23 protein-coding genes are annotated in these 26,666 nt (G+C 72.9%); 15 read left to right on the top strand and 8 right to left on the bottom strand.

Going from position 1 to position 26,666, the window contains the following annotated elements:
- Positions 1 to 157: 157 nt before the first annotated feature.
- The 5 genes from O7626_RS08210 to O7626_RS08190 all read right to left on the bottom strand — a co-directional run bounded on the left by O7626_RS08210 (position 158) and on the right by O7626_RS08190 (position 5,952).
- A complete protein-coding gene (locus O7626_RS08210) occupies positions 158 to 1,591 on the bottom strand; it encodes a GH1 family beta-glucosidase (RefSeq protein ID WP_278060549.1) in 1,434 nt (477 codons plus the stop codon).
- Positions 1,588 to 2,466 carry a carbohydrate ABC transporter permease gene (locus O7626_RS08205; RefSeq protein ID WP_278066100.1) on the bottom strand — a complete coding sequence of 293 codons (879 nt, stop codon included), beginning with the start codon at positions 2,464 to 2,466 and terminating at the stop codon, positions 1,588 to 1,590. The genes O7626_RS08210 and O7626_RS08205 overlap by 4 nt, the downstream gene beginning before the upstream one ends.
- Before the next feature lie 26 nt (positions 2,467 to 2,492).
- Complete coding sequence (locus O7626_RS08200) at positions 2,493 to 3,476, bottom strand: sugar ABC transporter permease (protein WP_278060548.1); 984 nt, start codon at positions 3,474 to 3,476, stop codon at positions 2,493 to 2,495.
- A gap of 127 nt (positions 3,477 to 3,603) precedes the next feature.
- Positions 3,604 to 4,914: an extracellular solute-binding protein gene (locus tag O7626_RS08195; protein WP_278060547.1), complete on the bottom strand. Its 1,311-nt coding sequence runs from the start codon at positions 4,912 to 4,914 to the stop codon at positions 3,604 to 3,606.
- Between the two features lie 492 nt (positions 4,915 to 5,406).
- Positions 5,407 to 5,952 carry a plasmid pRiA4b ORF-3 family protein gene (locus O7626_RS08190; protein WP_278060546.1) on the bottom strand — a complete coding sequence of 182 codons (546 nt, stop codon included), beginning with the start codon at positions 5,950 to 5,952 and terminating at the stop codon, positions 5,407 to 5,409.
- Between the two features lie 149 nt (positions 5,953 to 6,101).
- Between O7626_RS08190 and O7626_RS08185 the strand changes: the two genes are divergently transcribed.
- A complete protein-coding gene (locus O7626_RS08185) occupies positions 6,102 to 6,845 on the top strand; it encodes a pyrimidine reductase family protein (protein WP_278060545.1) in 744 nt (247 codons plus the stop codon).
- A gap of 49 nt (positions 6,846 to 6,894) precedes the next feature.
- On the opposite strand, the gene O7626_RS08180 is transcribed toward O7626_RS08185, so the two are convergent.
- Positions 6,895 to 8,433, bottom strand: a complete 1,539-nt coding sequence (locus O7626_RS08180) for a glycerophosphodiester phosphodiesterase family protein (RefSeq protein ID WP_278060544.1) — start codon at positions 8,431 to 8,433, stop codon at positions 6,895 to 6,897.
- A gap of 292 nt (positions 8,434 to 8,725) precedes the next feature.
- Between O7626_RS08180 and O7626_RS08175 the strand changes: the two genes are divergently transcribed.
- The 10 genes from O7626_RS08175 (at position 8,726) to O7626_RS08130 (ending at position 21,590) form a co-directional block, all read left to right on the top strand.
- Entirely contained in the window at positions 8,726 to 10,483 is a 1,758-nt protein-coding gene (locus tag O7626_RS08175; protein ID WP_278060543.1) for an ATP-binding protein, read from the top strand.
- 17 nt (positions 10,484 to 10,500) lie between these two features.
- The gene (locus O7626_RS08170; RefSeq protein WP_278060542.1) at positions 10,501 to 11,649 is read left to right on the top strand and encodes an exonuclease SbcCD subunit D; all 1,149 of its coding nucleotides are present in this window, start codon (positions 10,501 to 10,503) and stop codon (positions 11,647 to 11,649) included.
- A 42-nt stretch (positions 11,650 to 11,691) separates the two neighbouring features.
- Positions 11,692 to 14,175, top strand: a complete 2,484-nt coding sequence (locus O7626_RS08165) for an SMC family ATPase (protein ID WP_278060541.1) — start codon at positions 11,692 to 11,694, stop codon at positions 14,173 to 14,175.
- On the top strand, positions 14,172 to 15,140 hold the full coding sequence (locus O7626_RS08160) for a hypothetical protein (RefSeq protein ID WP_278060540.1): 969 nt from the start codon (positions 14,172 to 14,174) through the stop codon (positions 15,138 to 15,140). The genes O7626_RS08165 and O7626_RS08160 overlap by 4 nt, the downstream gene beginning before the upstream one ends.
- Positions 15,141 to 15,255: 115 nt before the next feature.
- Positions 15,256 to 16,110, top strand: a complete 855-nt coding sequence (locus O7626_RS08155; protein ID WP_278060539.1) for a fused MFS/spermidine synthase — start codon at positions 15,256 to 15,258, stop codon at positions 16,108 to 16,110.
- 273 nt (positions 16,111 to 16,383) lie between these two features.
- Positions 16,384 to 17,076, top strand: a complete 693-nt coding sequence (locus O7626_RS08150) for a sigma-70 family RNA polymerase sigma factor (protein ID WP_278060538.1) — start codon at positions 16,384 to 16,386, stop codon at positions 17,074 to 17,076.
- A complete protein-coding gene (locus tag O7626_RS08145; RefSeq protein ID WP_278060537.1) occupies positions 17,073 to 17,825 on the top strand; it encodes a zf-HC2 domain-containing protein in 753 nt (250 codons plus the stop codon). The genes O7626_RS08150 and O7626_RS08145 overlap by 4 nt, the downstream gene beginning before the upstream one ends.
- 308 nt (positions 17,826 to 18,133) lie before the next feature.
- Positions 18,134 to 18,766 carry a hypothetical protein gene (locus tag O7626_RS08140; RefSeq protein ID WP_278060536.1) on the top strand — a complete coding sequence of 211 codons (633 nt, stop codon included), beginning with the start codon at positions 18,134 to 18,136 and terminating at the stop codon, positions 18,764 to 18,766.
- A 665-nt stretch (positions 18,767 to 19,431) separates the two neighbouring features.
- Positions 19,432 to 20,400 (top strand): Pecanex-like protein 1, encoded by a 969-nt coding sequence (locus tag O7626_RS08135; protein WP_278060535.1) that lies wholly within the window; start codon positions 19,432 to 19,434, stop codon positions 20,398 to 20,400.
- 269 nt (positions 20,401 to 20,669) lie between these two features.
- Complete coding sequence (locus tag O7626_RS08130; protein WP_278060534.1) at positions 20,670 to 21,590, top strand: DNA-3-methyladenine glycosylase 2 family protein; 921 nt, start codon at positions 20,670 to 20,672, stop codon at positions 21,588 to 21,590.
- Between the two features lie 54 nt (positions 21,591 to 21,644).
- Here O7626_RS08130 and O7626_RS08125 read toward each other — a convergent pair whose 3' ends face one another.
- Positions 21,645 to 22,145 (bottom strand): DUF1990 domain-containing protein, encoded by a 501-nt coding sequence (locus tag O7626_RS08125; protein WP_278060533.1) that lies wholly within the window; start codon positions 22,143 to 22,145, stop codon positions 21,645 to 21,647.
- A 146-nt stretch (positions 22,146 to 22,291) separates the two neighbouring features.
- On the opposite strand from O7626_RS08125, the gene O7626_RS08120 reads away from it, so the two are divergent.
- Entirely contained in the window at positions 22,292 to 22,978 is a 687-nt protein-coding gene (locus tag O7626_RS08120) for a GNAT family N-acetyltransferase (RefSeq protein ID WP_347404760.1), read from the top strand.
- Between the two features lie 52 nt (positions 22,979 to 23,030).
- On the opposite strand, the gene O7626_RS08115 is transcribed toward O7626_RS08120, so the two are convergent.
- Positions 23,031 to 24,038, bottom strand: coding sequence for a helix-turn-helix domain-containing protein (locus tag O7626_RS08115; RefSeq protein ID WP_278060532.1), 1,008 nt, complete (start codon positions 24,036 to 24,038; stop codon positions 23,031 to 23,033).
- A gap of 138 nt (positions 24,039 to 24,176) precedes the next feature.
- Between O7626_RS08115 and O7626_RS08110 the strand changes: the two genes are divergently transcribed.
- The 3 genes from O7626_RS08110 to O7626_RS08100 all read left to right on the top strand — a co-directional run bounded on the left by O7626_RS08110 (position 24,177) and on the right by O7626_RS08100 (position 26,658).
- On the top strand, positions 24,177 to 25,004 hold the full coding sequence (locus O7626_RS08110) for an isocitrate lyase/phosphoenolpyruvate mutase family protein (RefSeq protein WP_278060531.1): 828 nt from the start codon (positions 24,177 to 24,179) through the stop codon (positions 25,002 to 25,004).
- 124 nt (positions 25,005 to 25,128) lie between these two features.
- Positions 25,129 to 26,211 carry a glutathione S-transferase C-terminal domain-containing protein gene (locus O7626_RS08105; protein WP_278060530.1) on the top strand — a complete coding sequence of 361 codons (1,083 nt, stop codon included), beginning with the start codon at positions 25,129 to 25,131 and terminating at the stop codon, positions 26,209 to 26,211.
- Positions 26,212 to 26,367: 156 nt separating this feature from the next.
- Positions 26,368 to 26,658 (top strand): hypothetical protein, encoded by a 291-nt coding sequence (locus tag O7626_RS08100; protein ID WP_278060529.1) that lies wholly within the window; start codon positions 26,368 to 26,370, stop codon positions 26,656 to 26,658.
- Positions 26,659 to 26,666 lie beyond the last annotated feature (8 nt).

The raw sequence follows: 26,666 nt of genomic DNA, 5'->3' as shown, positions 1-26,666 counted from the left end.
CGTCGGATGTCCGGCACCGACCCGCTGCGGATCGGTGCCGGGCACCCCCAATACTGGCTGACCACGCCTATTGAACCCTCTTCGGCCTGGACAGCGCCTCGCCTGCGTCCCGACCTTCACTCGGGGGCATGCCGGACCGCGAGCAGAGGTCGAAGGTTCATTGTGCGGCCAAACCGTTACGTCGGACGACCTCCGAGTACCACCTGGCGCTCGACTTGGGTATCCGGCGCTGGCTGTCGTAGTCGACGTAGACCATGCCGAAGCGCTTGGTGTAACCCCACGCCCACTCGTAGTTGTCAAGCAGTGACCAGGCGAAGTAGCCGCGCAGCGGCACCCCCGCGCTGATCGCCGCGTGACAGGCCCGCAGGTGCGCGTCGAAGTAGCCGAGCCGGTCGACGTCGTCGATCCGGTCGTCCACCACCTCGTCGACGAACGCGGAACCGTTCTCGGTGATGTAGAGCGGCAGTTCCGGATATTCCCGGTGCACCCGCTCCAGGGTCTCGACCAGCCCGGGGGCGTCGATCTCCCAGTCCATGTCGGTCACCGGCACACCCCGGGTGACGAACCGGACCTGCTCGCTGCCGGGCCAGGTCGACGGGGCCCGCCAGTACGGCTCCGGCTCGACGCCCTCGATCGGGGCGGCGACCACGTGCCGGCTGTAGTAGTTGATGCCGAGGAACGACATCGGGGTGGAGATGGTCGCAAGGTCGCCCTCCCGGACGTGCCCGAAGTCGGTCACCGAGGCCAGGTCGGCGATCACGTCGGTCGGGTAGCTGCCGCGCAGCACCGGGTCCAGGAAGATCCGGTTGGCCAGCCCGTCGATCCGGCGGGCCGCGTCGGCGTCACCGGCCGAGGAGGTCTGCGGGGAGACCGCGTACAGGTTGAGGGTCACCCCGACCTCGGCCTCCGGCCGGGCCGCCCGGATGGCCTGGGTGGCCAGGCCGTGCCCGAGCATCAGGTGGTGCGCCGCCCGGACCGCCTCCCTCGGGTTGGTCCGCCCCGGCGCGTGCACGCCGGAGCCGTAGCCGAGGAAGGCCGAGCACCAGGGCTCGTTCAGGGTGATCCAGTGCCGGACCCGGTCGCCGAGGGCGGCGACGGTCAGCTCGGCGTACTCGGCGAACCGGGCGGCGGTGTCCCGGTTCGGCCAGCCGCCGGCATCCTCGATCGCCTGCGGCAGGTCCCAGTGGTAGAGCGTGATCCACGGCTCGATGCCGTGCTCCAGCAGCTCGTCGGTGAGCCGCCGGTAGAAGTCCAGCCCCTCGGCGTTGCCGGACCCGTGCCCGTCGGGCTGGATCCGGGGCCAGGCGACCGAGAGCCGGTACGCCTTCAGCCCCAGCTCGGCCATCAGCTTCACGTCGTCGCGGTAGCGGTGGTAGTGGTCGCAGGCGACGTCACCGGTGTGCCCGTGCAGGACCCGGCCGGGGGTGTGGCTGAAGGTGTCCCAGATCGATGCGCTTCGACCGCCCTCGTGCACCGCCCCCTCGATCTGGTACGCCGCGGTCGCCGCGCCCCAGACGAAGCCGGCGGGGAAGTCCGCGGCTCCGCCTCCCTCGAGCAGTTGCGTGGACTGTGGGCTCGCGGAGTTGCTCACGACTTGACGGCGCCTTCCATGATGCCGCCGATGATCTGGCGGCCGAAGATGATGAACACGATCAGCAGCGGCAGGGTCGCCAGCGCGGTACCGGCGAACAGGGCTACATAATCCGTCTGGTACGGGCCCGACGAAAGGATCTTCAGCGAGTACTGCACGGTCGGCGTGTCGGGGGTGAGCACGACGAACGGCCAGAGGAACTCGTTCCAGGTCTGCATGAAGGTCAGCAGGCCGAGTACGGCCGCCGCCGGGCGCAGCGCCGGCAGGACGACGTTCCAGTAGACCCGCCAGGTGGAGCAGCCGTCGAGCCGGGCGGCCTCGATCAGTTCGTCGCTGATCGCCGACATCGCGTACTGGCGCATCATGAAGACCCCGAAGCCCTGCACCAGGAACGGCACGATGACCGCCTGGAGGGTGCCGGTCCAGCCCAGCTCCACCATCATCAGGTAGAGCGGGATGATGCCGAGCTGGGTCGGCACCATCATGGTCAGGATGATCACCAGCAGCAGGGCGTTGCTGCCCCGGAACTTGAGCTTGGCGAAGGCGAAGCCGGCCAGGGTGGAGAAGAAGATCACCGAGATGGTCACCACGGAGGAGACCACCGCCGAGTTGATCAGACCGTAGACGAACGAGGCGTCCTCGTTGGCCAGCATCCGGTCGATGTTCTCGAAGAGCTTGCCGCCCGGGGTCGGCGGCATCTCGTAGACCGCGCCGTTGTCCCGGGATGCGATGATGAACGACCAGACGATCGGGAAGATCGAGAGCACCGAGCCGATGATCAGCGCGAGGTAGGTCAGCGGGCTGGCCTGCCAGAGCTGGGCACCGGGCGCCCCACGGCGGCGACGGCGACGGGCCGGTGCCGGGGCGGGGGTCACCGTCCGGGGCAGGGTCTGGATGGTGGTCACTTCTGCTCCCCCTTGACCGAGCGGCGGACCATCGCGAAGTTGATCAGCGCGAAGATGACGATCATCAGGAAGAGCAGCCAGGACATCGCGGCACCGGAGCCGTACTCGAAGTTGCCGGTGAAGGTGCGCTCGTAGATGTACATCGCCAGGGTCTGGAACTCGTTGGAGGCGCCGCCCCGGATCATGCCGAAGCCGTACATCAGGGGCTCGGTGAAGATCTGCAGGCCGCCGATGGTGGAGATGATGATCGTGAAGAGGATGGTGGGCCGGATCAGCGGGACGGTGATCTTCCAGAACTGCCGCCAGCTGGAGGCGCCGTCCAGGGCAGCCGACTCGTAGAGGTCCTTCGGGATGGCCTGCATCGCACCCAGGTAGATCAGGGCGTTGTAGCCGGTCCACCGCCAGTCGACCATGAAGGCGACCGCGAACCAGGAGGCGTAGCGGCTGTCCCGCCAGGCGACCGGGTCGAAGCCGACGGTGCCGAGCAGCCAGTTCACCAGGCCGTACCGGTCGGCGAAGATCAGCGCGAAGATGATGCCGACGGCGGCCACCGAGGTGATGTTGGGGATCAGGATGCCCATCCGGAACAGCGTGCGGGCCCGCATCTGCCGGTTCAGCAGGTTGGCCAGCATCAGCGCCACCACGAGCTGCGGCACGGTGCTGAGCACGAACATGCCGAACGTGTTGTAGGCGGCGTTCCAGAACTGGGAGTCGTCCATCAGGACCCGGTAGTTCTCCAGCCCGACGTACTCCTTGCTGCCGCTGAGCAGGTCGTACTCGAAGAGGGAGACGTAGACCGTGTAGAGGACCGGGAAGAGGCCGAAGATCCCGAAGAGGATGAAGAACGGTGCGACGTAGAGGTACGGCGAGTACTTGATGTCCCAGCGACCGAGGCGGTACGACCGCCGGCGGTGCGACGGTTCCGGGGTGGGTGGCGTGGCAGCGTGCCGTGGTGTTGCCGCGCCGACAGCAGTGCTCATTGCGGGGTCCTTCCGGGGAGGTGGACCGGCCGGTGACCTCGCGGCGGTGCCCACACCCAGCGCGGGTGTGGGCACCGCGCCGGGCCCACGGGCTGCTCACCCGTGGGCACGGCAGGTCACCGGTCGACTAGCTGGTCGCCTTCTTGGCCTCGTCCATCGCCTTCTTCCAGGCGGCGTCCGAGCTGAGCTGGCCGCGCTCGGCTGCCTGCATCTGCGGCTCGACGATGGTCTCCCAGACCTGCTGGTGCTTGGCACCGAGGAAGACCGGCTTCATGTTCTTGACGCTCTCGCCGAAGATCTGGCCGGTCGGGGCGCCGCTGAAGTAGTCGCTCTTCTTGTCCTTGAAGGCCGGGTCCTCGAGGCCGGCGATGTCCGACGGCATCGCACCGGCCTCCTTGAACGCCGCCAGGTGACCCTCCTTGCTGGTCAGGTACTTGGCCAGCTGGTACGCCTCCTTCGGGTGCTTGGTCTGCGCCGGCACCGCGAGGTAGGAGCCACCCCAGTTGCCGCCACCGCCGGGGATCTTGGCGATGTCCCACTTGCCGGAGTTCGCCGGGCCGGACCGCTGCGCGATGACGCCCTCGGTCATCCAGGCCGGGCAGGGGATGGTGGCGAACGCCGAGTTCTTGAAGGCGGCGTCCCAGTCGGCGCTCCAGCGCTGCGCCTTGGCGGTCAGCCCGTCGGCCGCCATCTGCAGGCCCATGTCCCAGGTCTGCTTGACGACCGGGTTGGTGTCACCGATGAACTTGTTGTCCTTGTCGAAGAAGAACGTCTCGGAGTTCTGCATGACGTGCGGCTGCATCAGGCTGGTGGCGCTGTCCAGCCAGGCGGCCTTGACCTTGCCGCTGGCCTTGAACTCCTTGCCCAGCGCGATGTAGTCCTGCCAGGTGCTGATCCGCTGCGAGACCTGCTCGCGGTCGGTCGGCAGACCGGCCTGCTCGAACAGGTCCTTGCGGTAGCACATGGCCAGGCCGCCGACGTCGGTGCCGAGCCCGATCAGCTTCTTGCCGTCCGGGGTGAGGGCGTTGTTCCACTTCCACTCCGGGAAGCTGGACTTCAGCTCGTCGGCCCCGAGTTCCAGCAGGTTGGCGAACTTGTCGTGGTTCTGCACGTAACCCAGCAGGACACCCTCTTCGAGCCCGACCACGTCGCCGGCACCGCTGCCCGCGGCGAGCCACTGCACCAGCTTCGGCTGGAAGTCGCGCAGCTCGCCCATCTTCTGGTGCTCGACCTTGATGTTCGGGTTGGCGGCCTCGAAGTCCTTGATCGCCTGGTCGTAGCCGAAGTTCTGGAAGGTCTGCAGGACCAGCTTGACCTGTCCCCCTTCGCCGGAGGACCCCTCGTTGTCGCTCTTGCTGCACGCCGTGCTGCCGAGAGCCACGCCCGCGGCGAGCGCGGCGACCGCGACGGTGCGGAGCCGGCGCCTGATGACGCTCATCCCTGACCCCTCTCAGGTGGGTTAACTCGTGTTGTGGTGGCGGAGATTTCGTGTGTCCGACGGTGCTGCTGGTGCGTTTCCCGGTGCGGGAAGGTGCGTATGTCCGCCCGCCGAGCGGCGCCGGGCTGATGGCTCGGCGCCGTGCGTTGGGGATTCGGTTCGACGCCTCGACGTGGCTTCTGTGGCTTGGGCCACAACCCTCGGGAGCGCTCCCATGAGATTGCCGGGACGTTTCGGGGGTGTCAATGGGCATCTGGGAGCGTTCCCATTTCGTTACCGTCGGCGCCGGGTCACTCACCCGCAAAGCGGGCGTTATCCCCGAGGTAACGCGGAAGCTGACCGGCGGGTAACCAGACCGGCCCGGGTGCCCCCGCCGCAGGACGGGTTCCGCACCCGACGTCGAGAAGGGGCCCGGTCCCGGGCGTCCGGGAGTTCACTGTGGAGCGGCGGAACGACGTGGCGGTGGAGCGTCGGTGCCGGCCCGGATCCGGGTCAGCTGAGCCAGCGGGCCAGGGTGCTGGCCCGGCCGGGGTCGAAACTCGACGGCTCGAAGGGCCGGCCGAGCCAGGCCCGCAACGAGTCGTGCTCCGGATGCCCCGGGTCGGCCATCGCGGCGAGGAACTGCCGGTAGCCGAACGGGCCGCCGACGTCCTCGGGCGGGCAGGCCCCCTCGCCGGCGGAACAGACCGGATAGCGCTCCTCCGGGTCGGCGCCGAAGACGTCCTCGACGGTCACGTCGTGTTCCCACCAGTCGCCGAAGTCGTAGGTGTAGAGGAACCGTCCGCCCTTGGTCGCCACCGCGTCCAGCCGGGTGTCCAGCTCGTCCCGGAGCGTCAACTCCCCCTCGGGGTCCGGTACGCCGTACTGGGCACCGTCGATGTCGAACGAGTGCAGGTGGCAGTTCTGCCAGCCCAGTACGGACTGGAACACCCGGTGCACCCGGTCCAGGGTGTAGCCGCCCGGCACCAGCACCCGCCGCCAGACCGGCGGTGTGACGTCGGCGAGCGACACCTTGAGCTGGAAGATCTGACGGCGCATCGTCTCCCACCCTCTCGGCATAGGCTTACCGGCATGATCTGCCGAGCCTGCCGGGACGACAGACACGACGAGTGCCGGGGCCGCAACTGGTGCGACTGCCAGCACCGTACCCCCGCACCCGTCCCTCCGGTCACCGGTCCGGCCAGCGAATGAGCGGGAATGTCGGAATATCCCGGCTCTGGCCTGCCCCGACGGCGACTCCGCTGGACTCACCGGCACTGATCGCGCTCTATCCGCGCGCCGACCGGCCACACCTGCGGATGAACTTCGTGACGAGCGTCGACGGTGCGGTGGAACTGGACGGGCACTCCGCCGGGCTCTCCAGCGGGCCGGACAAGCGGGTCTTCGGACTGCTCCGGATGCTCTGCGACGTGCTGCTGGTCGGCGCCGGGACGCTGCGGCACGAGGGGTACCGAGGGCTTCGGCTGGACGAGCGGCGCCGGGCGTGGCGGCGGGAGCACGGGCTGGCCGAGTACCCGACGCTGGTGGTGGTCTCCCGGACGCTGCACCTCGACCCGGAGTCGGCGGCCTTCGCGGACGCCCCGGTCCGGCCGGTGGTGCTCACGACCGGGCGGGCCGAGGCCCCGGCCGGGCTCGCCGGGGTCGCCGAGCTGCTGCGCCGGGGCGAGGAGCAGGTCGACCTGGCCGCCGGACTGGCCGAGCTGCACCGCCGGGGGCAGCACCAACTGCTCTGCGAGGGCGGGCCGCACCTGTTCGGTTCGCTGACCGCCGCCGGCCTGGTCGACGAGGTCTGCCTGACCGTGGCGCCGATGCTCACCGGTCCGGGCGCCGGCCGGATCACCGCCGGACCCACCACCAGACCGCACGGGATGACGCTGCGGCACGTGCTCGCCGCCGGGGACGAACTGCTGCTCCGGTACGTCCGGGAGTGAGCCGGCGGTGGTGCCCCGGCCCGGTGCCCGGGGCGCCGCCGCACACCACCTACCGCCGGGCGGCGTTCCAGCCGACCAGCTCGGCCGGACGGTTGGTGATGATCCCGTCCACCCCCAGGTCGTCGAGCTGGCGCCAGCCGGCCGGGGTGTCGACCGTCCAGACCATCAGCGCGATCCCGGCCCGGTGCAGGTCGCCGACGACCGCCGGCCGGCCGAGCAGCGCCGACGACGACGGGTTGTAGGTGGCCAGCCCCAGCTCGGCGGCGACGGCCACCGGGTCGGCGTCCAGCGTGCTGCGGAGCAGCCCGAGCGGCAGCTCCGGGGCGAGTTCGCGGCTGTACCGCAGCACGTCGACCTCGAAGCTCTGCACCAGTACCCGGTCGGCCATCTGCTGCTCGCGGACCACCGAGACGATCCGGGCGACCTCGGCCCGGCTGTGCGCGCCCTTGATTTCCAGCACCAGGCGGCCGCCCCGGGTACGCAGGTCCGCCAACTGCTCGGCCAGGGTCGGCATCCGGACCCCGGCGTAGTGCGGGGCGAACCAGGAGCCGGCGTCCAGCGCCCTGAGCCGGCTGCTGGTCAGCGTGCGGACCGCCCCGGTGCCGTCGGTGGTGCGGTCCACCGTCGCGTCGTGCAGCACGAACGGCACACCGTCGCTGCTCGGCTGCACGTCGTTCTCGATCCAGTCGGCGCCGCCGCGCCGGGCGATCTCCTGGGCGACGAGGGTGTTCTCCGGTGCCGCCGCCGAGGCGCCCCGGTGCGCGATCACCGCGACCGGGCTGCCCGGCGGCCGGAGCAGCGCGCTCGGGGCCAGCTCGGTGATCCGTACGTCGTCGAAGGAGACGGTGGCGCCGTTGACGAAGAGCGCCTGCCCGGCGCTGCCCGAGCGGCGCAGGCTGCCGGTCCGGAGCAGTTCCCGGCCGTCGAAGGACCACCGGGCCTGGCTGCCGTGCACGTCGATCGCCACCCGGACGTCCCGGCCGGTGCCGGCGGCGGTCGGCGCGGCGGCGGTGTCCGTGACGTTCCAGGCGTTCCCGGCGGTGCGCTCGGCGAACTCCAGCCCGTTGGCCGCGGTGGTGCCGCTGCGCACGGTGGCGATCCACCACGGCGTCGCCCCGGTGGCCGGTACGTCGAGGCCGAGCGCGGCCCAGCGGGTGCTGGCGGTCACGGACTCGAAGCGTACGGTCGCCTCGAACCGGAAGTGCTCCAGGTACGCGCCAAATGTGATCTTGTTGTTCTGCCCGGAGCCGGTCGAGGTGCCGTACAGCCGGCCGTCCCGCACCTGCCAACTGCCGTCCACCGCCCGCCAACCGGCCGGCAGCGTGCCGCCGTCGAAGTTCTCCGCGACATGCACCCGGCCCGGCTCGGCGGCGGCCGGTCCCGGCTCGGCGGTGGCGGCGGCTCCGGTGCCGGCGGCGACGGCCAGCAGCAGCGCGGCGGCGAACGCCGGGGCCTGCCGGCCGCGTCGGATGCCGGGTCGTCCCGGCCGGGCACCCGGACTCCGGCGGCTCGCGGCACTCCGGCGGAGAGGCTGCCGCCCCGCGACCGGCGTGTTGCCTCCGGCTCGCGCCGGATCGAGGGTCATCATGGCCACGGAGGTTAGCCGGGCAGCGGGAGCGGACCGCCAAGATCAGGTTAACGTGTTGCGAACCGACCGGGTACGGCCGAGCGCGGGACGAAGCCGGCGACCGCCCGGCGGTTCCGCACCGTCGGCCCGCCCGGCGGTTTCGCACCGTCAGCCCGCTCGCCGGGCCGGGCACCGCCGCGCCGCGTGGCACGGTGTCGTACTAGTGAGGCAGGATGCGACTCGTGTGTCTTGACCTGATTCCCACCCTGACCGGGGCGGCACGGGCCGGCGCGACACGGATCGGGGTGGCACGGTGACCGACAGTCCACCGGAGGGTCCGGGTCCGGTGGTCGGCCGGGTGCTCGGCACCGCCGACGCCACCCCGTTGCAGTTCTGGACCGCCGTCAACCCCGGCAGCTACCTCCAGCTCGACGACGTGGTGGTGACCCGTCGCGAGCTGCCCGACCGGGAGCCGGTCACCATCGCCGGGGTGGTCACCCAGGTCCGGGCCCGGCACGAGGGCGCGCAGTTCGACTCCGACGTCTTCGCCATCGCCGACGGCACCCTGCCGGCGATGGTGCAGGAGGCCGCCGAGATCACCACCACCCGGGTCGACCCGGAGCTCTACGTGCCGCCGTCACCAGGTGCGGTGGTGCACCGGGCCGAGGGCGAGGCCCGGTCGGCGGCGCTGCACTTCGACCGGATGGAGCGCCGGGTGCCGATGGGGATCGGCCGGGACGGCGTGCCGGTCTTCCTGAACGCCGACTTCCTGGACGGCTCGCGCGGTGCGCACGTCTCGATCTCCGGCATCTCCGGGGTGGCCACCAAGACCAGCTTCGCCACCTTCCTGCTCTACTCGGTGTTCCGCTCCGGGGTGCTCGGCGGCGACGCGGTGAACGCCAAGGCACTGATCTTCAACGTCAAGGGCGAGGACCTGCTCTTCCTCGACCACCCGAACAGCCGGCTCGACGCCGCCACCACCGAGACGTACGCGAAGCTGGGACTCGACGCGGGCGCCTTCCCGGACGTCCGGGTCTACGCGCCGCCCCGGGCCGGCGACTCCTCCGGCACCCCGGACGTGAGCAGCCGGCTCGCCGGGGTGGACAGCTTCTACTGGACGCTCACCGAGTTCTGTGCTGACCGGCTGCTGCCGTACGTCTTCGCCGACGCCGACGACGAGCGCCAGCAATACACCATGGTGGTGCACTCGGTCGCCGCCCACCTGGCCCGGTACGCCCAGCCCGCCGACGGCGGGGTGAGCGTCGACGGGGTGCGGATCCACTCCTACCCCGACCTGGTCGACCACGTCGTCGAGCAGCTCACCGACGACGAGACCCGCTCGGAGTGGGCCGGCAGCGCGGTCAACATGGGCACCGTCAACGCCTTCGCCCGCCGGCTGATCGGCAGCAAGAAGGACCTGGCCAGACTCATCCGGGGAGATCTGGCCACCCGCCGGCCGCACAGCGTGAACACCGCCGAGAGCGCCCAGGTGACAGTGGTCGACCTGCACAACCTGCCGGACCGGGCCCAGCGGTTCGTGGTCGGGGTGACCCTGAAGACCGAGTTCGAGCGCAAGGAGAAGGCCGGCACCGCCAAGCCGCTGCTCTTCGTCGTCCTCGACGAGCTGAACAAGTACGCCCCCCGGGAGGGGTCCTCGCCGATCAAGGAGGTGCTGCTGGACATCGCCGAGCGGGGCCGCTCGCTCGGGGTGATCCTGATCGGGGCGCAGCAGACCGCCAGCGAGGTGGAGCGGCGGATCGTCACCAACTCGGCGATCCGGGTGGTCGGCCGGCTCGACCCGGCCGAGGCGTCCCGCCCGGAGTACGGCTTCCTCCCCGCCGCGCAGCGGCAGCGGGCGCTGCTGGCCAAACCCGGCACCATGTTCGTCAACCAGCCGGACATCCCGGTGCCGCTCTGCCTGGACTTCCCCTTCCCGGCCTGGGCGACCCGGGTCTCCGAGGCCGGCGCCGCGCCGACCGGGACGCTCCGGTCGATCACGCAGGCCGCCGACCCGTTCGCGGTGGTCGGCTCCCGGGCCGGCACGCTCTCCGACGACGACATCCCCTTCTAGAAAACGACGGGTGAGGCGTGAAGATCCTGCACACCTCCGACTGGCACGTCGGCAAGGTCCTCAAGGGACAGTCCCGGACCGGCGAACACCGGGACGCTCTCGCCCAACTGGTCGAGGTCGCCCAGGCCGAGTCCCCCGACCTGGTGATCGTCGCCGGTGACCTCTACGACACCGCCGCGCCGACCCCGGAGGCGACCCGGCTGGTCACCCGGGCGCTCTCCGCGCTGCGCCGCACCGGCGCGCAGGTGGTGGCGATCGGCGGCAACCACGACAACGGCCCGGCGCTGGACGCGCTGCGCCCCTGGGCCGACGCGGCCGGGATCGCCCTGCGGGGCAGCGTCCGGGACAACCCGGCCGAGCACGTCATCGACGGCAGCACCGCCGACGGCGAGGAGTGGCGGCTGGTCGCCCTGCCGTTCCTCTCCCAGCGGTACGCGGTCCGCGCCGTCGAGATGTACGAGCTGACCGCCGCCGAGGCGGTGCAGACGTACGCCGACCACGTCGGCCGGGTGCTCGGGCGGCTGACCGAGAGCTTCGACTCCGCCGACCGGGTGCACCTGGTCACCGGCCACCTGACAGTGGTCGGTGCGCGCACCGGCGGCGGCGAGCGGGAGGCGCACACGGTGCTCAACTACGCCGTACCGGCCTCGGTCTTCCCGGGCAACGCGCACTACGTGGCACTGGGGCACCTGCACCGGGCCCAGCAGGTGCTCGGCCCGTGCCACATCCGCTACAGCGGCAGCCCGCTGCCGATCGACTTCGGGGAGGAGGAGAACCGCCCCTCGGTAAGCATCGTCGAGGTGGGCACCCGGACGGCCGCCCGGGTCCGGGAGGTGCCGATCACGGCGGCGGCGCCGCTGCGTACCGTACGCGGCACCCTGGCCGAGCTGGCCAAGGTCGACGACCCGACGGCCTGGCTGCGGGTCTACGTCCGGGAGGCGCCGCGAGCCGGGCTGCGCGAGGAGGTGCAGGAGCTGCTGCCCCGGGCACTGGAGGTGCGGATCGACCCGGAGATGCTGCCCGACACCGGTGCGACCCGGGCCGCCCAGCGCGCCGGCCGCTCCCCCCGGGAGCTGTTCGGCGACTACCTGACCAGCCGGGGTCAGGCCGACGACGGGGTACGCGAACTCTTCGACGAACTCTACGACGAGGCGAGCAAGGCGTGACCGAGGAGGCGAGCAAGTGATGGACGAGGAGGCGACCCGATAGTGCGTCCGCTCCGGCTCGACCTGGCCGGCTTCACCGCCTTCCGGGACGCCACCACCGTCGACTTCACCGACGCGGACTTCTTCGCCCTGGTCGGGCCGACCGGCTCGGGCAAGTCCAGCGTGCTCGACGCGATCTGCTTCGCGCTCTACGGCACGGTGCCGCGCTGGGGTGGCGCCCGGGGCATCGCGAACGCGCTGGCACCTTCGGCGAACGAGGCCCGGGTCCGGCTGGTCTTCGAGTCGGCCGGCGCGCGGTACGTGGCGACCCGGGTGGTCCGTCGGGACAGCCGGGGCAACGTCAAGACCGGCAACGCCGGGCTGCAACTGATGCCGCCCGGGTTCGACGTGACGAAGCTGGACACCGGGCTGAGCCCGGAGGATCTCGGCGAGGTGGTCGCCGGCACCCCGGCCGAGATGGACGACGCGGTGCTGGAGGCGGTCGGGTTGCCGTACGAGCAGTTCACCAGCTGCGTACTGCTGCCGCAGGGGCAGTTCGCCGACTTCCTGCACGCCAAGCCGGCGACCCGGCAGCAGATCCTGGTCAACCTGCTCGGCCTCGGCGTGTACGAGGAGGTGCAGAAGCGGGCCACCGCCCGGGCCGGCAGGGCCGACGCCGCGCTGGACGCGGTGGACCGGATGCGGCAGGGGCTCGGCGAGGTCGACGACGAGACGCTGGCCGCTGCCGCCGCCCGGGTCGACGCGATGCGGGAGCTGGCCGCCGGGGTGGACGCCGCCGTACCCGAACTCCGGGCCGCCCGGACCGCCGCGACGGACGCCGAGGCGGCGCTGGCCGGGCTCGACGCCGAACTCGCCGAACTGGCCCGGGTCCGCCCACCCGGCGACCTCGGCACCGTCGCCGAGGCGTTGACGCTGGCCCGGACCGGGGCGACCGAGGCCACCGCGGCGGTGACCGTCGCCGAGGAGCGCGAGGAGAAGCTCCGGGGCGAGCTGGCCGGTGCCGGCGACCCGGCGGCGCTGCGGCTGCTCCAGCAGGCGCACGCCGACCGGTTGCGGGTCGCCGACGAGGCCGCGACCCTGGCCGACGCGCTGGCCGGCGCCGACGCCGACCACGCCGCGGCGGTGGCCGCACTGGACCAGGCCCGCGCGCAGGCGCAGCGGGCCGGTGCGGAACTGGAGGCGGCCCGGGCCGCCTACCAGGAGGCGCAGACCGCCGACCGGGCCGCCGCGCTCCGCGCCCACCTGCATCCCGGGGCGCCCTGCCCGGTCTGCACCCAGCCGGTGACCGAGATACCGGAGCTGCCGGCCGGCTCGGCGGTGGCCGCCGCCAAGCAGGCCGGCGAGGCCGCCCGGACCGCCGCCGACGCCGCCGACCGGCTGGTCGGCCAGCGGGACACCGCCGCCCGGGAGCTGGAACGCACCCTGCACCAGGCGCGGGCCCGGCACGAGCAGCTCACCGGCCGGCTCGCCGAACTCGACACCCGACTCGCCGACTCCCCCGGCCCGGCCGCACTGCGCCGGGAACTCGACCGGATCGCCGGGCTGCGCCGCGACCTCGAGGCGGCCGGTGCGGCGGTCCGGTCCGCCCGGGAGGCGGCCCGGCGGGCCCAGTCCGGCGTGACCGCGGCCGAGGAGCGGCTGCGCGGCGCCTGGCACGCCTTCGACACCGCCCGGGACGGGCTGGCCCGGCTCGGCCCGCCGGCCGCCGACCGGACGGACGTGACCGCCGCCTGGGCCGGGCTCGCCGACTGGGCCGCCCGGGCCACCGACGAGCGGCGGGCGGGGCGGGCCGACGCCGCCTCGGCGGTGACCGGGGCACACGCCGCCGTCGACGCGGTCGCCGAGCGGATCGCCGGGCTCTTCACCGCCGTCGGGCTGGACCGGCCGGGCGCGGACACCGATCCGGTACGGCTGGCGGTGGTCGCCGCCGAGCGGGCCGACGCCGAGCACCGGCGGCTGGTCGAACGCCGGGAACAGCTCCGGGAGCTGACCGAGCAGCGGGCCGGGCACGAGCGGGAGTCCCGGGTCGCCAAGGCGCTCGCCGGACATCTGCGGGCGAACAACTTCGAGCGCTGGCTGCTGGCCGAGGCGCTCGACATGCTTGTCGACGGCGCCTCCCGGATCCTGCGCGAGCTGACCGGCGGGCAATACGACCTGGCGCACGACAAGGGCGAGTTCTTCGTCGTCGACCACCACGACGCCGGGCTGCGCCGGGCGGTCCGGACGCTCTCCGGCGGCGAGACCTTCCAGGCGTCGCTGGCGCTGGCGCTGGCCCTCTCCGAACAGCTCGCCGGGCTGTCGACCACCACCGCCAGCCTGGAGTCGATCGTCCTCGACGAGGGCTTCGGCACCCTCGACGCGGCCACTCTGGACACGGTGGCCGCCACCCTGGAAAATCTCGCCGCCCGGGGCGACCGGATGGTCGGGGTGGTCACCCACGTGCCGGCGCTGGCCGAGCGGATCCCGGTCCGGTTCGAGGTACGCAAGGACGCCCGCAGCTCCCGGGTGGAACGGACCGGCCGGTGAGCACCCGGCTCTTCGTCGACGCCTGGGATCCCGCCTACGGTGCCTCGTTCGAGGCGGCCGGCGGCCCGGCGGCACCGTCCAGCGCCCAGGTGCGGACCGACGTGGAGCTGCCCGCCGACGAGTGGCGGCCGATCGCCGCCCCGGACACCGTCGAGCCGCCGGACGTGGTGCTACTTGTCGACGGGGTACGCCGGATCGACGCCAGCGTCTGGACCGAGGAGCCGGACGGCACCTCCTTCCCGGGACTGGCCGCCTCGTACGCCGCCGGAGTGGTCCGCTGCGACCTGCGCCGGGGCGCCGCCGAGCTGGCCGGCGCCGAGGTCGAGCGGGGGCTCTTCACCGCCAGCCCGTCGGCGCAGGACGTGGTCGCCGGGCAGATCCGGTACGCCGTACACCGGTTGAGCGGGACCGGGGAGCTGAGCAAGTTGCCGGCGGCGGTCCAGGGGCCGCTGACCGCGCTGGAGGTGAAGGTCTCCGGTGCGGTCCGGGACGACGGCGACCTGCTGGTGGTGGACGGCCCGCTGCGCAGCCGGCGGCAACTGCCGCGCACCATCGGCTACATCAAGACCCAGCACAGCCAGTACCTGGACGCCCGGCACACCGCGCTGGTCACCGGGCTGGCCGCCCGGGAACGCTCCCCGGTCTTCCGGCTCGGCACCGCGTGGGGCGGCTACTCGTGGTATCTGCGGCTGCCCGGCTCGGGGCGCGGCCCGTGGGCCGGGATCGTCCGGGTCGAGTGCTCGGCCGAGCTGGCCGAGCGGCAGGCGATCGAGCTGGCCGACCTCTCCCTGGCCACGCTGCCGAAATTCGCCTCCACCCCCTACAAGGACCCCCGGGCACCGCAGAACCTGATCCCGATCGCCGGTCTGGAGCGCCGGCTGCGGGCCCGGCTCGGCGACGGCCGGCTGCTGCACCGCGCCCTCACCCTGGCCACCAGCCGAGCCGCCACCGGCCTCCCCCGGTGACCCGCCGGTCTCCCCCGGTGACCCGCCGGCCTCCCTCGCCGACCCGCTGCTGACCCGCCGCCGACCCCGCTGACCCGCCGGACCAGGTCGGACGGTTCGGCGGGATACTTCACCGGTGGGGCGGAAGAGGCGGACCGACGCGCTGGCGGTCAAGGTGGCGAGCGGGCTGGCGGAACTGCGCCCGGACCCGGACCGGCCCGAGTCGTACACCCTGCTCGTCGACGGGGCGCCGCAGTCGCACGTCGACCTCGCCGACCCGACCCACCTGGAGTTCGAGTACGTCCGCCGGATCGCCATCGTGCTCGACCTCGTCGCGCCCTCCGGCGAGCCGCTGCGGGTGCTCCACCTCGGCGGTGGTGCGCTGACCCTGCCCCGGTACCTCTCGGCCACCCGGCCCGGCTCGACTCAGCGGGTCGTGGAGATCGACGCCGGCCTGGTCGACCTGGTCCGGGAGAAGCTCCCCTGGCCCGCGGACTCCCGGCTGCGGGTCCGGATCGGCGACGCCCGGGAGGTGCTCGGCACGGCCCGGGGCGGCAGTTCCGACGTCGTGGTCGCCGACGTCTTCGCCGGGGCCCGCACCCCGGCACACCTCTCCTCGGTGGAGTTCGCCGCCGAGGCGGCCCGGGTGTTGCGCCCCGACGGCGTGTACGTGGTCAACGTGGCGGACGGCCCGCCGCTGCGGTACGCCCGCTCCCAGGTCGCCACCGTCCGGGCCGTACTCCCCGAGGCCTGCCTGATCGCCGACTCGGCGGTGCTGCGCGGCCGCCGGTACGGCAACCTGGTGCTCGCCGCCAGCCGGGCCGAGCTGCCGGTGCCGGAGCTGCTCCGGCGCGCCGCCGGGGACTGGTTTCCCGGCCGGGTGCTGGCCGGGGCCGACCTGGACCGGTTCGCCGACGGTGCCCGGGTGGTCGCCGACACCGCCGCCCGACCCTCCACCCCGCCGCCGGGCAGCGTCAACATCGCCATCTAGCCGGACGTCCGGGATCCTTGGACGTCGCCGTCCGGCGGACACCGGCGGATGCGTCGACGTCGCCGTCCACTCACGCGTCCGGCATCCCTCGACATCCCCATCTAGTCGGACATCGATGGATGAACCGTCGCCGGGCTGCCGCCGCCGGCGCCAACTTCTCCGAGCTGCGTTGATCCGGCCCGAGCCGGAATCCGTACATCCGGGCGGCGAGATCGACCGGGCCTCGGGTGTGGGGCCGGGCACGCGCGCCTTCGACGCGGAGGTATGGGTGGGATGCAGGCGGTAGCCGGCAGATGGTATGGCGACACGGTCATGCCGGGGCGAATGTGCGCCACCTCGCAACGCCGGTCAATTCGGCACCGGAAAAGTCTCGACGCGCGGCCCAACGGACGGAATGATGGGCCGGTGACACCGCGACCGGCTGCCGGCCGCCACAATTCGACCCCCGCCGAGACGAGGCACTCCGACGAACTCGTTCGAGTGCTCTACGAGGAACATGCCAAACCTCTGCTGATGTTCGTCCTGCGGCTGACCGGCGGCGACCGGCAGCGCGCCGAGGACGTGGTACAGGAAACCCTGTTGCGCGCCTGGCGCAACGCACATCGACTCGGCACCCACGGCCAGACGTCACTGCGCCCCTGGTTGGTGACGGTGGCCCGGCGGATCGTGATCGACGACCACCGCAGCGAGCAGGCCCGGCCCGCCGAGACGTACGACCGTGATCTCGAGGGGTTCTCCGAGTCGGACGACACGGATCGGGTGCTGCGGATGATGACCATCACGGACGCCCTGCGCACGTTGAGCCAGCCGCACCGGGAGGTGCTGGTGGCGACGTACTTCCAGGGGCGCACCGTGCCGGAGGCGGCCGAGGAGTTGGGGCTGCCGCTCGGCACCGCCAAGTCCCGGGTCTACTACGCGCTCCGGGCGCTCCGCGCGGCCCTGCTGGAGCGGGGGGTGACCGAGTGAGCGCCGAGATCCACTGGGACGTCGCGTCGTACGCGCTCGGCGTCCTGGACGAGCGGGACACCGTGCGTTTCGAGGAGCATCTGGCGAGCTGTCCGCAGTGCGGGCTGGAGCTGGAGTCGCTGCTGCCGGTGGCGGAGATGTTGGGCGAGGTCGACGGCCGCGACCTGATGATCGCCGAGCGCGCCGAGTCCGACGGGCTGCTGTTCGAGCGGGTCGCCGCGGCGGTCGGCGCGGACCGGCGGCGGGCCCGCAGCCGGCGGCTCTACAGCCTCGCCGCCGGGGTGGTGCTGGTGGCGATGCTGACCGGTCTGGCGCTGTTCGCCGGGACCCGGTTCGCCGACCCGGGTACGACCACCGCCAAGCCGCCGCAGACCGGCACGTCCGCCAGCCCGGGAGCCGGCGGCCGGCCCAGCCCGACCGGCGAGCGGTTCACCGCTACCGACCCGACCAGCGGGGTGAAGATGGAGGTGGTCCTCGGCTCGACCGCCTGGGGCACCCGAATCTGGTATTCGCTGAGCGGACTGTCCGGCCCGAAGACCTGCCGGCTGGTGCTGCTGCACAAGAACGGGCAGGCCGAGGCGCTGTCCAGCTGGAAGGTGCCCCGGAACGGGTACGGCACCGCGGCCCAGCCCAACCCGCTGATGCTGGAGACTGCCACCTTCGCCGGTCAGGACGACATCGACCGGATCCAGGTGCAGGTCATCGACGACGACGGTACGACCGAGCCGCTGGTGACCGTGCCGGCCTGACCACGCCGGCCGGTCACCACCGGTGGTCGGTCCCACCCGTGCGGCTGTTGGTCCGGCACCGCCCGACACGCATTGTTCCGGCGGCGCCACTCCTCGAACAATTGCGTGCCGAAAATCGGGTCGCGGGTCGACTCGTCGACGTTGCGACAGCACTCGGAACGGCGGACGGCCGGACGGCTTCTGATTTGTACGTGCCGCACGGCGGGGAAGTTCAACGTTTCGCTGTGAAATTGTCCACTGCAAATTGGCTCATCCGGGCGGCCGGGCCGGCCGTACTTCCCGGCAACCTGTCCAGCGAAGGAGGGGACGTGGCACCGACGAAGCGGACCGGCGTCGTCCTGGTCGGCGCGGCACTGGCCGCGATGACGGCCTGCGCACCAGCGGGAACCACCCCGAACACCAGTGTCGCCGGCAACGCGCAGCCGGCGGCGAACGCGGCCGCCGAGCCGACCGCCGAGCCCAGCCCCGTGCCGACCCCGGTCGAGGTGGCCGATGTGGACGTGACCGCCGGCCTGGTCGGCAAGCGGGTCCCCCGGATGGGGCAGGTGGTCACCGACGACAAGGGCTTCGTGCTCTACCGCTTCGACCGGGATTCGGCGAAGCCGCCGAAGACGAACTGTGCCGGCGAGTGCGCCCGGCTCTGGCCGCCGGCGCTGACCAACGGCAAGCCGGCGCTCAAGGGCGTCGCCGCGGACCGGGTCGGTACGGTCGCCCGCCCCGACGGCACCAGGCAGATCACCATCGGCGGCTGGCCGGTGTACCGCTACATCGGTGACAAGTCGCCCGGACAGTGGAAGGGCCAGGGTGTCGGCGGTACCTGGTTCGTGGTGACCCCGACCGGCGCCAAGAACCTGAGCTGCCTGCCGACCGGTACGCCGAAGCCGGTCGCCCCGCCGCCGGCCGACGGAGAGGAAGAGGAGCAGGCTCCGCTGAGTTACTGAGCGTCCCGCCACGGATGCTGTCCCCACAGTCGCGGCGGCCGGTCGTTGCCAGGGTGGGCGCGGTCGGTCGCCGCCGTGATTCCGGACGCGACGCGCGGCAACCGTCGCCGTCCGGCTGTGACGCCGGCCCTGCTCGGGGCCGGCGTCGCGGCCTGTTCAGCCCCGGCGTCGCGGCCTGTTCAGCCCCGGCGCCGACTGCCCACAGTGGACGGACACGACGCGGCGTTACGGGCTCCGGGGACCGCCGCGACGCCCCCCGCCGATGGTTCGCCCTCGGAAACATAATTTCCTTTTAAGTGGACCTCAAGAGATTCCTATCTTCTCTACTCCGGTTTGACTCTCAGGCAATGCATTCCGTACGGTTTTTTTCGCACCGTTACCGGCTGAATATTCGGAAAGGCAGGAAGATGGAGACGATATACGGGTTGCCACCCGGCGACTACGATCGTCCGTCCACTTCGCCGTTTTCCGTGGCCAGCGCCGCGCCCGATGACCCCCGCCGGGCCAACAGCACGCCGATCGCCGGCTTCCGGGCCCGCCGCAGCGCCGGCCCACCCAGCATCGGCGATCCGGCCGGAAGCCCCCCGTGGCCCCGGCATCACCGCCCTGGTCCCGCTGAGTTCCGACCTCGCTGACCGAACCCTCTAAGGAAGAGGTGGCACCACGTGAAGAACACCCCCGTCCGCTCCTCACGGCGGCGCTCGAACAAACCCCCACGCAACAAGCGCCTGATCGCCGTGCTGGCCACGCTGGGCGTGTTCGGCGCGATCGTCACCGTGACCCAGGTTTCGAACGCCGGCACGTGGAACCGGTTCGGCCGGCCCACGGCGTCCAAGCCCTGCCCGACCGCCCCGGCCCCGGCGACCAGCGCCCCGGGTGCGCCGAGCCCGTCCGCCTCGGCGGTCGCCGAGGGTCCTGGCACGGCGGCGAAGCCGCAGACCCGGTCGTACCACGACCACGGTGCCGTCCAGCACCCCGGTGACGGGCAGGAGCCGGGCACTCTGGCGCAGCGTGGTCGCCCCGGCGGCGGCGCGAACTGCACCCCGAGCCCGGGCACCAGCGGCAGCCCCGCGCCGGGCAACCCGGCCGCGCTCGAACCGCTCGCCGCCGACTGCTCCGACAGCGACCTCCAGGGGCACGACGGCTTCCAGAACGGGCCGCGCTGTGTCGGCACCGCGTTCGGCGAGGTCGGCGCGCCGGAGCAGAACCCGACCCTGCTGATCACCCAGGCGCCGAACTCGGTCCGGGTCAACCAGCAGTTCACGCTCCGGGTCAGCACCCGCAACCTGGTCCGGGACCGGTTCCTGCCGGCCGCCCAGGGCGGCTACTACAAGGAGAGCTCGTTCCTGACCGACGAGGGCCTGGTCCGCGGCCACTTCCACTCCGCCTGCCGGATGCTGACCAGCACCCGCAACGCGCCGGACCCGGCGCCGGTTCCGGCCTTCTTCGTGGCCACCGAGGACGGTAACGGCGGCGCCCAGCCGGACACCGTCACGGTGACCGTGCCGGGCCTGACCCAGCGGGGTACCGCGCAGTGCGCGGTCTGGGCCGGCGACGGCTCGCACCGGATCCCGATGATGACCCGCGCCAACCAGGTGCCGGCCTTCGACGTAGTGCGGATCACCGTCCGGTGATCCGCACCGGCTGAACGACCGGCCCGCTACAGGCCGGACGGCACCGGAACGCGCACGGGCGTTCCGGTGCCGTCCTGTCATATCCGCCCACGCTCCCCGTCCCACCGCCAGCCGTCCCACGCCCCCGTCCCACCGCCAGCCGTCCCACGCCCCCGTCCCCATCGTCGGCCCCCACGGTCCCCTACCCGTCGACTCGGCGGGCGTTCCGGTACGGGTGGCGGACACCTGCCGTCGGCGGGTTTCCCGGTCGGGCGTGGCAGAGTGTCCGGGTGACCGACACCGGGCCGAGCGCGAGCCGGCTGCTGCGCCCGCCCGAGCCCTACCGGTTCGGCGGCTCGCTCCGGTCGCTGGCGATGGGCGCGCACGACCCCTGCGCCCGGTTCGTCGGCGACACCTTCTGGTGGGCCACCCGTACCCCGGACGGGCCGGGGACGTTGGCGCTGCGCCGGGTCGCTGGCGACCTGGTCGCCGACGGCTACGGGCCGGGCGGCGGTTGGGTGGTGGACCGGGCCGATGCCGTGGCCGGGCTCCGCGACGACCTGACCGGCTTCGACCGGCTCGCCGCCGGGCACCCGCTGGTGGCCAGGCTGGCCAGCATCCACCGAGGGCTCCGGCTACCGGCCACCGGGCAGATCTTCCCCCGACTGCTCCGGGCGGTCCTGGAACAGAAGGTCACCGGCAAGGAGGCGTTCCGGGCGTACTCGGCGACGGTGCGCCGGTTCGGCGTACCTGCCCCCGGGCCGCTGCCCCGGCTCTGGGCGCCGCCGGAACCGGAGGTGGTCGCCGCCCAGCCGTACTGGGTGTTCCATCCCTTCGGGGTGGAGCAGCGGCGGGCCGAGACGCTGCGCCGGGCGGCGGGCGAGGCGGACCGGCTGGAACGGTGCGCCGACTCGGCCGAGGCGAGCCGCCGGCTCACCGCCATCGCCGGGATCGGCCCGTGGACCGCCGCCGAGGTGGTCCGGATCGCCTTCGGGGACCCGGACGCGGTGAGCGTCGGCGACTACCACATCCCGAACACGGTGGCCTGGGCGCTGGCCGGGGAGGCTCGCGGCGACGACGCCCGGATGCTGGACCTGCTGGAGCCGTTCCGGGGGCACCGTGCCCGGGTCTGCGTGCTGCTGGAGGCCGGCGGCCACCACGCGCCCCGGTTCGGCCCCCGGATGCCGATCCGCTCCTTCGCCCGGTTCTGACCCAGCCGGGGATCGGCCGACCGGCGGCGCATCAGGCAGTCGACCGACGGCCGGTCAACGGACCACCAGCCGGCGCAGGGTCGAGGCGCACCGCCAGGCGTAGCCGCGCTGGAAGAGCGGTAGCAGCGGGCCGGCGGTCCGGGTCAGCAGACTGGCGGGCCGGCTGAACGCGGTGAGGGTGAACCAGACCCGGCCGTCGTCGGCGCGCTCGACCAGGAACGCCTCCTCGCCCCGTACGGGGTGGCCGGGAAGGGTGCCGTAGCCGAAGCCGGCACGCCGGTCGTCGCGTACCGTCCAGACCACCTCGCAGGGTGCGGCCAGCCGGAAGCGGCCCAGTCCGAGCCCGGCGGTGACCGTCACCCCGGGCGCGGCCCGGGGCGCGCTGGCGTCGATGCGCACCCCCATGGCCCGGTGCATCCGCCAGCAGAGCACCGCCTCGCCCGCCACCTCGAAGCCGCCGGGCGGCAGGGCGGCACGGTACCGCAGGTGCCGGTAACCGGATGGCAGCCGGCCGGTACGGGTGGCGCCGACCTCCGGATAGGTCGGTCCGGACATCGCCTGGTGGCTCCTCCCCAGAGGTATCACCGGATGACCGGGGCTACCTGTCGATGGCGTCGCGGCGTCGCGTGCGCAGCCTAACCGCTGGGACACCCGCGCCCCCGGGATGGCCGGGATCGCGGCCCACCTGGTTGCCTGACGGCATGTCCACAGAGCTTCCCGCACCGAGCGCCGCAGACACCACCGACACCGCCGAAGACACCTCGGCCGACACCGCCGGAGACACCACCGGCGACACCTCCGGAGGCACCGCCGACACCGCCGGAGCGGTCGTCGTCTCGCCGGCCACGGTGGCCGATGCCGGCGAGATCCTGACCGTGCAGCGGGCCGCCTACCTGCGCGAGGCGCAACGCTACTCGGACCCGTGGTTGCCGCCGCTGTCCGAGACGCTGGCCCAGCTCCGGGCCGTACTGGCGCGGCCGTCCGAGGGCGGTGTCGTGCTTGTCGCCCGGCTCGGTACCCGCCTCGTCGGTGCCGTCCGGGTCCGGTTCGAGGACGGCACCGGGCAGGACGGTACGGGGCAGGACGGCACCGGGCAGGACGGCACCGGGCAGGACGGCACCGGGCAGGACGGCACCGGGCAGGTCGGCACCGGGCAGCTCGGTCGGCTCGCCGTCGCGCCCGACGTGCAGGGGCAGGGCATCGGCAGTCGACTGCTGCGCGCGGCGGAGGCGGCCAGCCCGCGCCGGATACGCCGGTTCGAGCTGTTCACCGGAGCCGACAGCGCGGAGAACCTGCGGCTCTACCGCCGGCACGGGTACGTCGACTACGCGCACCGGCCGCTCGACACCGGCCCGGGGCTGGTCTACCTGGAGAAGTACCGCTGCTGACCGGGCCACCCGCCCAGTAAACGGTCGACGGCCGGGTGCACTGGGTCGGGGGTCAGCCGGCCACCGAGAGCAGCGCCTCGGCGACCGTGGTACGACTGTTCAGCACGGTCCGGCCGCTACGGTGCGTGGTCACCAGGCCGGCAGCCCGGAGCACGGCGAGATGCTGCGACACGCCCCCGGCGGAGAGGCCGGTACGCCGGGCCAGCTCGGTGGTGGAGACCGGTGCCCGCATCTCGGCGAGTACCCGGGCCCGGCCCCGCCCGAGCACCGCCGCCAGACTGTCGGACGACTGCCGGGGCGTCTCCCACAGCGTGGCGACGCCCCGGGCCGGGTACGCCAGCTGCGGCGCCGGACCGGCGGCGACGCTCAACACCGACGGCCAGACGAAGACCGACGGGATCAGCACCAGCCCGTTCCCGTCCGGCACGTCGGCGGCGGTGCAGTGCTGCTGGGCGATCGCCAGTGTCTCGCCCTCCCAGCGCACCTGCCGGTGCAGGTCGTTGAGGAGTCCGGCGGCCCCGTCGGCGGCGAGCCGGCGGGCCCGGCGGTGCACCTCGGCGTCGAGCAGCAGCCGGAGCCGGGCCCAGTCCGGGGCGAGCGCGATCCGCCAGTACCGGACGATCTCGTCGGCGAGCCGGCGCAGCCCGGCGACCGGATCGGCGTACAGGTCGCGGACCGCCGGGGAGTGCCGGCCGGCGTAGCTGTCGAGGTCGGCCCGGACCACCTCGACCGGGGTGGCCAGGAGCCTGCCGAGTTCGGTGTCCAGGTCGGGGTTCAGCCCTTCGGGAGCCGGGGTGAGGAAGTCGGGCAGATAGTGCGGGCCGGCCGGAATCAGCTGCCAGAGCAGCCCGCCGGCGGAATCTCCGGGGAACGCGGCGGTGGCCGGGGGGATCAGGCCGGCGTCGGCGAGCCGGGGTCGTACCCGGGTCGCCCAGGGCAGGTGCACGGCGTGGTCGCCGGCGTCGCGCAGCACCCGGACGCTTGTCGCGACCTCCCAGAGGCAGGAGACGGCGAACCGGATCCGGGCCACGGCGCCACCCGGCAGGCCGATGGAGACCACGACACCCCCTCCGCTGCCGCGAACCGTCGCGGCCGTCCGTCCGCGCCCGGGTCTTCGCCCCGGGCGGGACCCTCGTTTACGTTTTAGGCAGGGCTGAAAGAATACGGCGGGTCGGGCGGGCGGGCGGAGACTACCCGCATGAGTGATCAACGCAGCCGCGCCGAACTGTTCCGCTCCCTGCATGTCCCGGGGAACCCGGTCGTCCTGGTCAACGCCTGGGATGCGGCCAGCGCCCGGATCGTGGCCGCCGCCGGTGCGCGGGCCGTCGCCACCACCAGCGCCGGGGTGGCGTGGAGCCTCGGCGCCCCGGACGGGGACGCCCTCGGCCGGGAACTGGCCACCGAACTCGTCGGGCGGGTCGTCGCCGCGGTGCCGCTGCCGGTCACCGCCGACATCGAGTCCGGTTTCGGGACCACCCCGGAGGAGGTCGCCGGGACCGTCCGCGCGGTACTGGCGGCCGGCGCGGTCGGGGTGAACCTGGAGGACGTGGCGCCGGCCGGCACAGCCGGGTTGCGCGACGTCGCCGACCAGTCCGCCCGGCTGGCCGCCGCCCGGGCCGCTGCGGACGAGGCCGGGGTGCCGCTGTACGTGAACGCCCGCGTCGACACCTTCCTGCGCGGTGCCGGCGGGCTGCCGGAGACGCTGGACCGGGCGGCCGAGTACCTCCGGGCCGGCGCCGACGGCATCTTCGTGCCCGGGGTGGTCGACCCGGACACCGTGACGGCACTTGTCGTCGGCATCCCGGCCCCGGTGAACGTCCTCGCCGGCCCGGGTGCCCCGACCGTGCCCGAACTGGCCGGGCTCGGGGTCGGCCGGGTCAGCCTCGGTTCGTCGGTGGCCGCGGCGGCGTACGCGGTGGTCCGGCGGGCCGCCACCCAGACGTATGGTGCGGGCGGCTACGACGCCCTCGACGGTGGCCTGGACTACGGAACGTTGAACGAGCTGATGCGCGATACGGGGCGTTGAACGAGCTGATGCGCGGCTGACCGCGGTGCCCGCGCCGCCTGCCGGCCGGTCCGTCGGGGGTGGTCGACCACCTACGGGGAGTATCGGCGGTGGATCCGAAGAAATTTTGGGGAACGATAGCGGGATGTCGAACACCGCAGAGGGCAACAGCAGCGCCGACGGGGACAGCACCACCGAGGGCGGCAGCGGCGCCAAGGGCAGCTACGTCAACCCGGGCGGCGAGTTCACCCGGGACCAGCGATACATCGCCACCCGGATCACCACCGACGGGCGGGACGGCTATCCGGTGGAGCCCGGCCGCTACCGGCTGGTGGTGAGCCGGGCCTGTCCGTGGGCGAACCGGGTGATCATCGTCCGTCGGCTGCTCGGGCTGGAGGACGTGCTGTCGATGGGGGTCGCCGGACCGACCCACGACGCCCGGAGCTGGACCTTCGACCTCGACCCGGGCGGGCGCGACCCGGTGCTCGGCATCGAGCGGCTCCAGGAGGCGTTCTTCGCCCGGTTCCCCGGCTACGAGCGCGGGATCACCGTGCCGGCGATCGTCGACGTGCCGACCGGGCAGGTGGTGACGAACGACTACGCCCAGATCACCCTGGACCTGTCGACGCAGTGGCGGGCGTACCACCGGCCCGGTGCACCCGACCTCTATCCGGAGGCGCTGCGGGAGGAGATCGACGAGGTGAACGGCGTCGTCTTCAAGGACGTCAACAACGGGGTGTACCGGTGCGGCTTCGCCGGCAGCCAGCAGGCGTACGAGCGGGCGTACCGGCGGCTCTTCGACCGGCTGGACTGGCTCTCGGCCCGGCTGGAGGGGCAGCGCTACCTGGTCGGCGACACCATCACCGAGGCCGACGTCCGGCTCTTCACCACCCTGGTCCGGTTCGACGCGGTCTACCACGGGCACTTCAAGTGCAACCGGCAGAAGCTGACCGAGCAGCCGGTGCTGTGGGCGTACGCCCGGGATCTGTTCGGCACACCCGGATTCGGCGACACCATCGACTTCGACCACATCAAGCGGCACTACTACGAGGTGCACCGGGACATCAACCCGACCGGGGTCGTACCGCTCGGGCCGGAGCTGGACAACTGGCTGGAACCGCACGGCCGGGAGGCGCTCGGCGGGCGTCCGTTCGGGGACGGCACCCCGCCGCCACCGCCGCGTGCCGACGAGACCGTGCCGGCCGGGCACACCCCGCTGGCCGGCTGAGATCGCCACGGACGGGCCCCGCCGGTGTGAAAACGACCGGCGGGGGCCCCGTCCGTGCCGGCAAACCCGCTCCGGTGGCCTGGGCGGAATGAGAGGCTTGTCGGCGATAGGCGGTCGGCCGGCAGGTGCCGGGCCGGCACGGCGAGCGGGGGCCGCGTGGCGAGCAAGGAGATGGTGCTGCACCTGGTCGGCCAGGGGCGCGGCTACCAGGAGATCGGCGCGGAGCTGGGCATCCCGGCCGGGCAGGCGTACCTGGTCGGCACCGGCCTCCCCGCCGACGGCGGCGGCACGGTCACCCGGGCGCAGCGGCAGCGGCCCGGCGTCCTGCCGTCCCGCTCCCAGGCCCTGGTGAACCCGCGCGAGGCCAACCCGACCTCGTCGTCCCGGGTGCACGACTGGATGCGGGAGCGGGCCCATGCCGACGGGCTCGGTCGACCCGGCCGGTGACCGACGGG

It is taken from the genome of Micromonospora sp. WMMD1102 (genome assembly GCF_029626265.1).
Classification (GTDB): Bacteria; Actinomycetota; Actinomycetes; order Mycobacteriales; family Micromonosporaceae; genus Plantactinospora.
Note: the sequence above shows the minus strand (reverse complement) of the source record. Positions and strands in the feature narration are given on the sequence as shown.